The organism is Sulfitobacter mediterraneus (assembly GCF_003054325.1).
Lineage (GTDB): Bacteria > Pseudomonadota > Alphaproteobacteria > Rhodobacterales > Rhodobacteraceae > Sulfitobacter > Sulfitobacter mediterraneus.
Window position 1 is genome coordinate 33,776 of record NZ_QBKU01000017.1, and the last position, 11,926, is coordinate 45,701.

The window sequence follows — 11,926 nt, forward strand, 5'->3', positions numbered from 1 at the left end:
CTCTGGAGATCTGACGCTATGTTTGTTGCGCGCGTAAAACACCTCCTCGTCGTGGCGGTCCTTCTGGCTGCTTCCATCCCCGCGATCGCGGCCCAATCGGAAAACTCCTGGACCGGACAAGTCAGCGTGATTGATGGCGACACGCTGGGCATGGGAAAGCAGAGGTTTCGGCTGCACGGAATTGATGCGCCGGAAAGTGGACAATCCTGCAAACATCCCGAGCGGGGCACATGGCGCTGCGGTCAGCAAGCCGCACTGGCACTGGCCGACCAGATCGGGCGGGCGCATGTGACCTGTCGACAGACTGATAAGGATCGCTACGGGCGCATTATAGCTATCTGCGCATTGGGTTCCCAAGATCTGAACCAGTGGATGGTGCGCTCGGGCTGGGCCGTCGCATATCTCAAATATTCGCACGACTACGCCGCAGATGAGATCGCCGCGAAACAAGCCGGCATGGGCATTTGGAGCGGAGAGTTTGTGTCACCAAGTGCATGGCGCCGCGGAGAGCGGCTGGACGCCAGCACCAATGCGGAAGCCTCAGGCGATTGCCGCATCAAGGGCAATATCAACTCAAAGGGCAAGCGCATCTATCACCTGCCCGGCATGCGTTGGTACGCCAATACCCGCATCAATGAGGCCCAAGGGGAACGCTGGTTTTGCACCGAAGCCGAGGCGCGTCGTGCCGGCTGGACAAAGTCGAACTCATGAAGCGCGAGCCTAAAAAACCCGACTACGGAGGATCCACCATGAAGCTTTCCGTCCTTGCTTTGGCATTCATTGCAACATCGGCCATGGCCGAGGAGATAGCGGTATTGCCCGCGCCGCAACCGACCGTGGACGCCTATGTGATCAACGAGCTTAAATGCCAAAACGCGCCTGATGCGTTTGCGGCGGTGCTGGCATTGGCGGCAAATGGCGTCATTCATCTCCCGTCCGAATTGCCACCTGCCCCGTTACATTGCTTTGAGGAACAGATGCCTTGGTCGATCGATGGTCTGCAGGTCCAACGGATTTGCGCTAGCTGGACGTCCGACAATGGTCGCAGCGATGGGCCCAAAATACTTTGGCCCGCAAATCTTTCACAAAACCGGACGCAGTTGAGTTTGGAGCTGTACCAGGCCCAAGCCCAAGTGGCCGCTTGGGCGCAGTCAAAAGGCATTGCTGCGGCACAGATCACAACGTCATCGGATGGAAGTTCACGACTGACATGTCATGCCCCTGCCCTCCGTTTAGGCCGTTCAAACGGCTGACATCACATTCACACAACAAACTCTCAAATAGGAGAATACTATGGAAGTCATGATACTACTCTGGATCGTTTGCGCGGGCCTTAGCTACATGGTCGCACGCGACCGTGCTCCATCCAAGGCAGGCCTTGCAGCAGCGCTTGGGTTCTTACTTGGACCGCTCGGCGTTCTGATCTCGTTTTTCCTCAAAGATTCAGCGGAGCGTTAAAGCTCTGGACAAACATGGCACCCGCGGCAATCCTGCGGGTGTCAATTTCTGTCACGGTAATTACATGTCCTTTGCAAAAGCCCAAGATCTGTTGCGCCTCGCCTTGATGGCCTCCACACGCCACTTCGGCGTGAGCCTTGAGGATATTAGGGCAGAGTTTTCTGTGTCCCACAGAACCGCACAACGCATGACCGATGCGCTTGAGCTGACATTTGCAAATGTGACCAAACAGACCGGTTCAGATCGACGTTCCTATTGGAAGGTCGACGATCCAACCATTGCCCAGCTTCAGCCCCATCAGGAAACCGCGGTTGAGGCCTTGGAGATCGCCAGTCGCCGCGCCAAGGAAGAAGGCCGGCTGCGCCATGCACAGGCTCTGGAGGACACCAGAAATGGCTTGATGCTGCGCCTTTCCGCACGCGACGCAAAGCGCGCGGAGACAGACGCGGAAGCCGTCCTGGAAGCCTTGGGCCAAGTGACTCGCCCGGGGCCGCGTGTGCCGCTGAATCAAAAGATTGCTGACGCTGTAACGGAGGGGCTCAGAGGGCCGTTTCGTCTGGAAATCATCTATAGCGGCCGCTCGGATCAAGCCCGAACCATCGAGCCTTACGGTCTGCTTCTGGGACCACGCAGCTATCTCATTGCCAAGCAACCAGATCGTGGTGCCGAGTTGCTGAATTTTAGAATGGATCGCATTCAATCGGCAAAATGCCTGGATGAATGGTTCATTCCCGAAAATGGGTTTTCTATCGAGAATTACGCCGCCCAGGCATTCGGCGCCTATCATGACCCTGATCAACTCAAAGAGGTGGTCTGGCGGTTCAAGCCGGAAGCTGCCGAGCGTGCCTCGGAGTTTCGGTTTCATCCAAAGCAGACGTTACAGTACCAGGCAGATGGCAGCCTGATTGTCCGCTTCACCGCCGCCGGATGGCTTGAGATGTCCTGGTTCCTGTACGAATGGGGCGATGCCGTTGAAGTCATTGACCCACCGGAGTTGCGCGACTTCGTCCAAGGCTATCAACGCGCCGATTTCCCGTCCCTACCCTGAAGCAATCACCCAATTGGAGCTACAATATGCAAGGCTGTATTCCCCATGCAGATCTCAAAGCCAAACAGCGCTCCATCAGGGATAACTTCCCTTCTACGATGGGATTGAGAGTGCATCGTGCAATCAGTTGGATTGAACGCTCCGAGATGTGCGAAGATCCTGATGGCCAGTTTCTGTTTCTATGGATCGCTTTTAATGCGGCTTATGCGAAGGAAGCGGATTTTCAAGAAATACCAACCGGCGAACGCACAACATTTAATGAGTTCTTCCAGAGGCTTGTAAGTCTGGACCAAGAGAACCGCATATACGACGCGATTTGGAGCGCTTTCAGCGGACCAATCCGAATGCTCATGCAAAACAAACATGTGTTCAACCCGTTCTGGCTCAATCAAAACGGCATTCCAAACAATGAAGACTGGGAAGATCGGTTCGTTTCATCAGCCCGCGTGTTCACTCAAGCCGTGCAAGCTCGTGACACTGTGCGATTGCTGGGCCTGGTATTCGACCGTCTCTATGTCCTAAGGAACCAACTGATCCATGGTGGCGCCACTTGGAACGGCGGCGTGAATCGCGATCAGGTCGGAGATGGTGCCGCCATCCTGGCTTTCCTCATGCCCGTCTTTGCCGACATCATGATGGACAATCCAGGCGAGGATTGGGGACAGCCGTTTTATCTGGTTGTGGAATAGATGTGATAGGAATTTTAGCCTTATGGTTAGGAACACCAAAAAATCCATTCAGTTGATATTTAAATCACCACGCAACTGCGGATAGTAACAAATCGACTTAGGCAAAGCGGCGTATGAGCAGGAAGGAAGACAGCAGTGGAGTTTTTTGCGGATATCGGAACGAGTATGTCCCGGTTCATTTTCTGGGGATCATCGTTCCTGACCAAAGAACAGGCGCCTGGTTTGGTTTCGATCGGGATCCTGATTTGGCTCCTGTTATCCGTTTTGGTTGTGGGGATCAGTGCTCACAGAAAACTGATGTCCCTCCGTTGGCTAGAAGGTCAAGTACGGGCTGCTAAAGACGAATTCGATTTCGCCACTCAAGTAAACAAGATCAGTCAGGAAGTGAAAAAGGTCCGGGCTCGGACAGGCTACACCCATATCACAGCTGCCTGGGACGAATTTCGTGAAACCATGATCGAGGATAAGAGCGCTGGTCAGCCGGTCCTGCGAAACAGCGTGCGCCCCTCAAGTTTCTTCAACCTTGAGGATCTGCATTTCGGCCCGGGATTTTCCCGCTACATGCCGGGCCTTTTCGTGACTGTCGGTCTCTTCCTCACTTTTCTCGGTCTCATCTCGGCACTTCAACAAATCACTGGGCTAAGCGACGCCTCTCCCGAAGAAATGCGCGCATCCCTCGACGGCCTTCTCGGCGCAGCCTCCGCCAAGTTCATCATGTCCCTGACCGGACTGCTGGCCTCGATCATTTTCACGATCGTCCTGCGTTCGCTCACGGGGCGGGTGGAGCGACGAATTCACACGCTATGCGCAGAGTTGGAAAGCCGACTAAGCTTCATTAGCCTCGAAGGGGTCGCGATGGAGCAACTCGAGATCGCGCGCGGCCAGAAGGACAGCTTCCTAGAGATCGGTACCACACTGGTGGCCGAGCTCGGCAGTTCACTTAAGAAAGAGATCCCAGAATCCATTTCAAGCTCGATCAGCACGGCCATGGCCCCGCTGCTGGACAAGGTCGGTAAGGCCGGCGCCGACGGGGTCGGACAGATGGTGACCGATCTCTCATCCCGGTTTTCGGACGATGTGGGGCGGGCGCTTTCCGACGCCAGCGCGCAGCTTTCCGCCGCGGGGGACAAGATTGCGAGCCTATCCGACCGGATGGACCGGAGCTCCGGACAGATGGGAGAGGAGATGGAGACCTCCGTGGCTAAGCTCGCCAGAGCGGCAGAAGACCTGTCAGCCGGACTTGCGTCAGCTGCTCAAACGACGGACGGAACTCTGAATGCCGGCGCAGAGAAGCTCCTCGGGATCATGAACGAGACGCTGGAAGGAATCCGGCGAAACACCGCCGAGGGGGCGGACGCGCTTAAAGAGGCGGCTGCGGATATGCGCGCCGCCGCCGGAACGTTCCGCGAGGAACTCGACGCCGCCGCCGCCAGCGGATCCGAGGCGGTCCGTTCCCGAATGGAAACGGCTGGCGTGGAGGTCGAAGGGGCGATCTCCGAGGCGGGTCGCGGCATGGTGGATTTAGTCACGCGCAGCGGGCATGATCTCCTGTCCGCCTCGGGCGAATTCCGAGAGAGTATCCAGGCCGATCTTCTGGAGCCGATCACCCTGGTGGTGGGGCAACTCGACGAGATGGCGGACCGGCTGAAAGATGGGTCTGTTCAGATCGCAACCGCGGCTGGTCACATCAAGTCCGGCGGAGACGCGACCCGATCTGCGGCCGAAACTCTCACAACCGCCTCGCGGGACCTGCAAGTGGCGGCCGGGCCGGTCAGAAGCAGTGTGGAGCGGATCGAAACCGCAACCACTGGGCTTGCGAAGAGTACGGCGAACGCGGCAGAGACCGTTACCAGGTCTTCTAGGGAGACCGCAGAGAACGCGGCGCGAGTTCTGGACGCTGCAAAAGCCGCGCTGAGTGCGGAGCAGAAACTGATCGAAACGTCCCTCACGAAGTTGGGGGAGGGGCTAGACCATATGGAGCGACAGCGTGAACAGATCGACGACATGGATGACAAACTCGGCGCGGCGTTTAATCAGTTTGCCTCTCATGTCAGGACGTCGCTCGACACGTTTGCCGAGCATGTCCGCAAGATGAACGGCGAGCTGGCGCCCGCGCTGGATACAATGCGTGAGATCGTTGATCAGGCGGAGAAGTTTCGTCCTGAGCAGAGGCGCTGAGCATGCGCCGGCTGGAGCGAAACCGGACGCGCGCTGAGGAGGAGGAGTCCGTCTTTGTCACGATGACGGACATGACGATCAGCTTCCTTCTGATCATCATGATCCTGCTCGCCTTCTTCGCGACCCAGCTCAACGATGACGAGTCGGTCCCCTTGACCGCATATGAGAGGGTCCGTCAGGAGCGCGACGAACTGCGTGTCGAGAACCAGGACCTGCGCGCCTCTGTTAAGGCCCTCGAGGCCGAACTTGCCCGCGTCACGTCCGAGTTGGAGACGGTTACCGCCGAGCGAGACCGGCTGCTCAGCGAACTCGACCAGCTGCGAGACGAAAATGAGGCGCTCCGGGCCCGGGTTGCTGAACTGGAGGAGGAGAACGAGCACCTGCGTTCCCGGATCGACCAGCTTGTCGAAGAGATCGAGCGTTTGCGGGAGGAGATCAAGCGTTTGCGGGATAAGATCGAACGGCTCCAGGTGGTCAACCCGCTCGAGGCCTACCTCTCCCAGGCCATTGACCAGCGAAGGGAGATCCTCGTTGAACTTCGCGACCGGCTCCTGATCGAGTTTCCGGAGCTTCAGGTCGTGATCAGCCCGGAACAGGACGCGCTCCGGTTCCAGGGGGAAGGCCTTTTCCGCAGCGGATCTCCCCAGCTCGAGCCGCGTCAACGCGCGATCGTGGAGACCATGGGTCGTCTTCTGGATGAGATCCTCGTCTGCTTTACCCTCGGGGAGAGGGCGGAGCGAGGGCCGGATTGTGAGAGCGGAAACGCCCTGATCGAGGCGGTCCAGATCGAGGGACACACGGACAGTGATCGAGGACGTATCGACAACGTTACACTGTCAACACGAAGAGCTAACGAGACATTTTTCGCAATACGAGAAGAAGTAGCAGGCATTTTGGCTCATAGAAACCTTCGCGACCAGCCGGTCATGTCCGTCTCAGGCTACGGGGAGATGCGACCGATTGAAACCAACGAGACGACCGAGGGGAAGGCCGCGAACCGGCGGATCGATCTTCGGATCATCATGTACGCGCCAAGTACCGTCGAGGAGGTGGAAGAAGTCGGACGCAGACTTGACGCGCTGCGCGCCGCAGGGGGATCGGAATGAGCCTCATGGATGCGCTTGAAAAGGCAGGGCAGCTCTCAGCCCTGTCCGTTCCGGAGCTTCGATACCTGCAAGCGGCCGCTGACCGGGTGCGGGAACGCTGGCCCGACGTTCAGGTGGCCAGAACAGAGAAGGAGCGCGAGGCGCTGGCGCAAAAGCTCCGGGATCGTGTTGAACGTAGCGATTGGGAGGAAACCCGCCTCTCCTTCGTGGTAGCCGCGGCTTCGGCCGTTTTCGACGCGGAACGGCGGGAGCGCCCTGACCTAGCCCGGACGCGAGACTTCCTCTACGCCGAGATTGACTTATCAACATCCGAGACCTTCCTGTCCGGGCTGCTGCGCGCTTATCTCGACAGCTACGTCCCCAAGGGTACGCACACGACCGCACTCGCGACCGCACTCGGCACGGCGGCTCGGCGGATGAGCACAACCGGACGTCTCCTTCTGGAGGCTATCCCGGAACTCATGGATCCCGTGTCAGGTCCGGAACGGCTCGCGGCCCGGATGTCGAAGATGTCTGCCCCCTACACAGAACTCCTCGGTCTCGGGGTTCGCAACCCACATGGCGGCGGGTTCATGGATTTCGCCCACCGGTCCCTAACCTCTATTGTCCAGCCACATCTGTCCGAGCGGGACCTGATTGACTGGTATATCAGATGGCTACGCCCACCGGGCAAGGACGTGGGCCGCAACACAGGAGCTGAGCTGGCGATCGAAGCCCTTATCTATCCATGGCTAGAAAAAACTCCGGAGGACAAACTCAGATCCTACCTCGTGGAAACCCTGATCGAGCTCTACGGGGATCCGCGGATCAAATCTGGTGGGGTATGGGGCGGCATTGACGAGCGCTACATGGCGATCGTGCACCGCTGGCTGACACGGGAAGATATGCGCTTTTTCACCGGGGTCGTTGACGCTACCCAGAAAGACGCAATGTGGCCGCCGCGCCGGGATTTTTGGCTTAAGCTTTACGATGAGGGAAAGATAGATGCGGCTTGGGCGGCTTTGTCCTCGCAGGCATTCGAGTATGCACGCCAACACCTCATGCGTCAGGATGCGAAGAACGCCCACACCCGGGTCGGGTATCAGCAGGCGCGCCAGAACACATCCCTCCTAATCATGAAGATCGGGAACAAGATTATGGTGGACGGGTGTCACAGCTACCGGACGCACGTGTTCGACATCGCCGACCCCATGGCACCGAAGCTGTTCGAGGAGGGGTATAATTGTGATCAGATCATGCGCGCGTCGGACCGGAGGGCTTCGGGCGCCTCCAAATCACACAGCAGCATTCCATCTTGGAGCCGCTGGGTCAGGGACATGATCAACGCTGATGTGCCATGGTCGCAACAAACGCGGCCCTACACAAAAGTGTTCAGGCCGCGTACACCGACACGTAGAACCACGCCATCACGGCACACCTCAACGCCGCGCCACACTGATCTTCAGCCTTCTCGGCGCGAAATTGGCGCTTCAACATCCGGTCAAGACATTTTCAGTTCAACAGGTGCCACGCGACCATCTTCCGCTACGGGACTCTCCAACCCCACCAGTCGACCCGCCGCACCTCCCGCAAGAGTTGCAGCCGCACAGCGCGTTCAGCCTGAGACCTCGCAGCCGGTACAAACCGATTCCGGCGATGCGGCCTCCTTGAAACAGGTCCGGTTCCCCAGTCTCACGGACCGGATGATAGCTTACGGTCCTGCGGCGGCCGCAGCGGTTCTCGCGTATCTGGAGGCACCCGAGAAAGGTAGAACCCGACCAGCCCTGTCGCCGAAATCCAGAGAAGGGTTGGCATGGGTTCGGGCCGTAAAGGGCGAACCTCCGCTTCGTTTGAGAAACGCGCTGGAGCATCTGCTTCTCAACCTGAAAACGAGCGGTGTGGATCTGGATGACCTGTTCGTATCATTCGCTGCGCCGCCTCCGATATCGAGTCAGCCCACCCGGTCCAAGACCGTTCCGAAAAAAGAAGTCGCGGAATCTGGAGGCCAGAAGTTCCCGCAGCTCCCGGATAACGCCAAGGGGCGCCTTGATCTCCTTCGCGCGCATGCGGACGCGCTTGAAGATCTCGGGATGTGGAAGCGCACATTCGATCAGCGCAAGCCTCTCGCGGTCGCGGTGCGGAAGCTGAGAGAGGGAAGTCCGGACCTTCGTCCGAAAGAGGTCGCGGAGCTTCAAATGCTCTATGAGGAGCTGCGCCGGGGCGGAAAGGGCGGACAAAAATGATCCAGCTTACCTATGATCAGGACTGGGTCACCCTCGAGTTCAGGTCGCGCCAGTCCCTGCTGGACCGGCTCCTCTCACGTGGGACGGTGCCAGATTTCGATCACGACAAGCGGCTGAGCTTCGCGTTGGCCGATCTACGAGCCACCGCAGAGGAGGCCGGCGATCAGGTGGAGATCGGGAGTGACCGTATTCAGCTCTCTCACAGAACGCTGAGCGCGCTCTCCTCGGAGACGGCGGACGCGCTTGGTCTTCCCCCCTTGGTGGACCTCACCCTGCGCACAGACGTCATGGGCCAGATCGGCAGCCCCGATTTCCGCCTGACCCATGACTGGGTCCGGGCGGGCCGAAAGGAGATCGCCCATCGGACCGGTGCGATCCTGGAGACCGCGGGCGACGGGGCCGACGGGCTTCGCCGCCTCCCGAGATGGATGCTGGACGCGCTTGAGGTAGCGGACCGATTCCGGGCCGGCTCTGACCTCGAGGAGCACTGGGAGGCGCTTGCCCGTTTTCGGCGCGCCCTTGAGCCCGGGGTCCGGATGTACCGGGCCGATGCGGAAGCGCGCCTCGGGATGACCGATTTCCTCTCTGGGCTCGAAGTGACCCTGACGGACCGGTTCTCGATCAGCCCGCAGGGCGAGGACCAGTTCGCGATCATCCCATTTCTCGGCGAGAGGGTCGAGGCCGCGGAACGTGACGGGGAGCAGATCAGCGAGGCGGAGGCGGAGCTGCAGGAGGGTTGGCTTCGCGCTTTTCAGGACAAGGCCTTCGCGCGGGGCGCCCGCCCCGCTTACAAGCTTGGCGGGCAGAGTTATCTGGTCGTGGACCCCGCCGCCACCCCGGTCCTCAAGATTATGACAGACATGCAACGAGCGGATCCGGTCACCCGAGCCGCGTTCGTCCGCAATCCACGTCAGAAGGTCACCGAGGCGATCACGGACCATCTGCGCTCGAAAGGCAAACTGGACGGGCTGTCGCCGGCCCAGGAGCAGGAGCTGATTGAGCAAACGGCAGAGCCCGCTTTTGTAGAGACACGGGAATACTCCGAACGGGTGATCGGGCTCACCGTCTACGAGAAACCGGCGCTCGAGATCACTGGGTCCGGGACAACATGGCTGCCTGAGGCGTTCACCGGAGCGGCAGCCGAAATAATCGAGGCGATGGCCCCGGACCAGGTCGAGCGGCTCATCCAGCAGGTGGATGCAGCAATCGCGAACGGACAGCCGTCGGTGAACGTCGACGGCGCCGAGATCCCCGCGACCCAGACAAGTCGCGCCGCGCTCGAGCAGCGTCTCGAAGCCATCCGGAAGCGGGAAGAGCCAGAAAATAAACCAGTGATCGGGGAGGAAATCGATCCGCGGATCGGGCCTATCATCCTCGACACCGCCGACAACCTCGAGGACCTCACCTGGGCTGCAAAGATCAGCCCGCGCACCCGGCTCGCCTCGGACGCGCTCCCGGAAGTGGTGAAATCAGCCCTCAAAGGACACCAGACGGAGAGTTTTCTCTGGAAGCTGGAGGCTTGGGCTGCAGGACTGCCAGGGATCTTGAACGCGGACGAGCAAGGGCTAGGAAAAACCCTTCAGGCGATCGCATTTCTCGCTTGGATGAAGGAGAACATGTCCCGCTCGGAAGCCGGGCGCGCCGGGCCAGTCCTCGTAGTGGCGCCCACCTCGCTGCTCGTGAACTGGGAGGAAGAGGTCGACAAACACTTGCGGGCGCCCGGACTCGGCAATGTGGTCCGGCTCTACGGATCAGCCCTCGGAGGCAAGAAGCGGCCTGGCCAGCAGGGCATCGAAACCGATTGCGGAAGCACGCTGCTGGACCTCCGCGATCTGGAGGAGGCGATCGATGAGGGGCGTGGGCATCGTTACTGGGTGCTGACCACCTACACGACGCTGACGAACTACCAACATTCGCTAGCGAAAATTCCCTTCTCGACCGCCGTATTCGACGAAATACAGGCGGTGAAGAACCCCGTGAGCTTGCGCGCCAAAGCGGCGCTCGCGGTCAATGCGGATTTTCGGGTCGGGCTGACCGGCACCCCGATCGAGAACAGCACGGTTGACCTGTGGGCGATCATGGAGCAGCTCACCCCGGGCCGTTTCGGCTCACTGAAGGCGTTCCGGGAGAAGTTTGGGGAGCCCGCGGAGGGAAACATGCGCGAGCTCTATTCGCTAATGTTCGAGCCGCAGAGCGGCCTTCCTCCGGTTGCGCTGCGTCGTCTGAAAGAGGATGTCGCCCGCGACCTTCCAGAAAAATCGCGCCGTCTGCACCCGCGGCTCATGCCGGAAGCGCAGGCCGCCGCTTACGAGACGGCGCGTGGAAAGCTTGCCTCCGGCACCCGAGGCGGCGCACTCAAGATGCTCCATCATATCCGGTCCGTCTCCGTACACCCTGACGCATCGTCACCGACGGAAGACGAAACCTATATCAGCATGTCTGCCCGTCTCTTGGCGACGATGGACATCCTGCGCGGGGTGCAGGACCGGGGCGAGCGCGCGCTGGTCTTCATCGAGCACGTAAAGATGCAACACCGGTTCATCGAGCTCACGAAACGAGAGTTCGGTCTTCCCCGTGTCGATTTGATCAACGGGAGTACCCCAATCCCGCGTCGGCAAGAGATCGTGAACCGGTTTCAACGGCACCTAGCCCGCGACGAGGGCTTTGATCTTCTGGTTCTCGGTCCTAAGGCGGCGGGGACCGGGCTGACGCTGACGGCAGCCACGCACGTGATCCACCTGTCACGTTGGTGGAACCCGGCCGTGGAGGAGCAGTGCAACGATCGTGTCCATCGCATCGGGCAGTCCAAGCCCGTCACCGTGCACGTCCCGATGGCGATCCACCCTGGGTACCAGCACAACTCCTTCGACTGCCTCCTGCATAGTCTGATGGCCCGAAAACGGCGCCTTGCCACTTCCGCCCTTTGGCCGATGGGAGACACTGAGGAAGACGCGAGCCGGTTGCAGCAGATGCTCTCGGACGGTGGTGCAACGCGGGTTGAGGATCCCGTCACCGCCGCGATGGCGATGATGTTCAAACGAGACGATACACCAATGGGCCCCAAGAACTTGGACGGGTCGATCTCGTATCTTTAACTGGTTACTGAGGAAACCGGCATTGAGTGAAGGTTTGAACCGCCCCTTGTTTGGCGGAGACCCAGAAGTAAGGATACTGGGTTATGGAAAAGAAGAACTTTGGGAAGAGATATCCGGACGAACTACGTGC

At 59.6% G+C, this 11,926-nt stretch carries 8 protein-coding genes; all 8 read left to right on the plus strand.

Annotated elements, in window-relative coordinates; genetic code table 11:
* The first annotated feature begins 18 nt into the window (after positions 1-18).
* The 8 genes from C8N31_RS19245 to C8N31_RS19280 all read left to right on the plus strand — a co-directional run bounded on the left by C8N31_RS19245 (position 19) and on the right by C8N31_RS19280 (position 11,796).
* A complete protein-coding gene (locus C8N31_RS19245; RefSeq protein WP_025047590.1) occupies positions 19-711 on the plus strand; it encodes a thermonuclease family protein in 693 nt (230 codons plus the stop codon).
* The gene (locus C8N31_RS19250) at positions 708-1,253 is read left to right on the plus strand and encodes a hypothetical protein (RefSeq protein ID WP_107992407.1); all 546 of its coding nucleotides are present in this window, start codon (positions 708-710) and stop codon (positions 1,251-1,253) included. Before C8N31_RS19245 ends, C8N31_RS19250 begins: the two co-directional genes overlap by 4 nt.
* A gap of 311 nt (positions 1,254-1,564) precedes the next feature.
* Positions 1,565-2,506 carry a helix-turn-helix transcriptional regulator gene (locus tag C8N31_RS19255; protein ID WP_231476743.1) on the plus strand — a complete coding sequence of 314 codons (942 nt, stop codon included), beginning with the start codon at positions 1,565-1,567 and terminating at the stop codon, positions 2,504-2,506.
* A gap of 26 nt (positions 2,507-2,532) precedes the next feature.
* Entirely contained in the window at positions 2,533-3,195 is a 663-nt protein-coding gene (locus C8N31_RS19260; protein WP_051544589.1) for a HEPN domain-containing protein, read from the plus strand.
* Between the two features lie 135 nt (positions 3,196-3,330).
* On the plus strand, positions 3,331-5,373 hold the full coding sequence (zorA, locus tag C8N31_RS19265; protein WP_081785661.1) for an anti-phage ZorAB system protein ZorA: 2,043 nt from the start codon (positions 3,331-3,333) through the stop codon (positions 5,371-5,373).
* 2 nt (positions 5,374-5,375) lie between these two features.
* Positions 5,376-6,479 (plus strand): OmpA family protein, encoded by a 1,104-nt coding sequence (locus C8N31_RS19270; protein ID WP_051544588.1) that lies wholly within the window; start codon positions 5,376-5,378, stop codon positions 6,477-6,479.
* Positions 6,476-8,701 (plus strand): EH signature domain-containing protein, encoded by a 2,226-nt coding sequence (locus C8N31_RS19275; protein WP_025047585.1) that lies wholly within the window; start codon positions 6,476-6,478, stop codon positions 8,699-8,701. The genes C8N31_RS19270 and C8N31_RS19275 overlap by 4 nt, the downstream gene beginning before the upstream one ends.
* On the plus strand, positions 8,698-11,796 hold the full coding sequence (locus C8N31_RS19280) for a DEAD/DEAH box helicase (RefSeq protein WP_025047584.1): 3,099 nt from the start codon (positions 8,698-8,700) through the stop codon (positions 11,794-11,796). Before C8N31_RS19275 ends, C8N31_RS19280 begins: the two co-directional genes overlap by 4 nt.
* The last annotated feature ends 130 nt before the right edge of the window (positions 11,797-11,926 follow it).

Bases quoted from the DNA above. Each gene is read 5' to 3' on its own strand.
- C8N31_RS19245 (WP_025047590.1), top strand. From the start codon at position 19: ATGTTTGTTGCGCGCGTAAAACACCTCCTCGTCGTGGCGGTCCTTCTG.
- C8N31_RS19250 (WP_107992407.1), top strand. From the start codon at position 708: ATGAAGCGCGAGCCTAAAAAACCCGACTACGGAGGATCCACCATGAAG.
- C8N31_RS19255 (WP_231476743.1), top strand. From the start codon at position 1,565: ATGGCCTCCACACGCCACTTCGGCGTGAGCCTTGAGGATATTAGGGCA.
- C8N31_RS19260 (WP_051544589.1), top strand. From the start codon at position 2,533: ATGCAAGGCTGTATTCCCCATGCAGATCTCAAAGCCAAACAGCGCTCC.
- C8N31_RS19270 (WP_051544588.1), top strand. From the start codon at position 5,376: ATGCGCCGGCTGGAGCGAAACCGGACGCGCGCTGAGGAGGAGGAGTCC.
- C8N31_RS19275 (WP_025047585.1), top strand. From the start codon at position 6,476: ATGAGCCTCATGGATGCGCTTGAAAAGGCAGGGCAGCTCTCAGCCCTG.
- C8N31_RS19280 (WP_025047584.1), top strand. From the start codon at position 8,698: ATGATCCAGCTTACCTATGATCAGGACTGGGTCACCCTCGAGTTCAGG.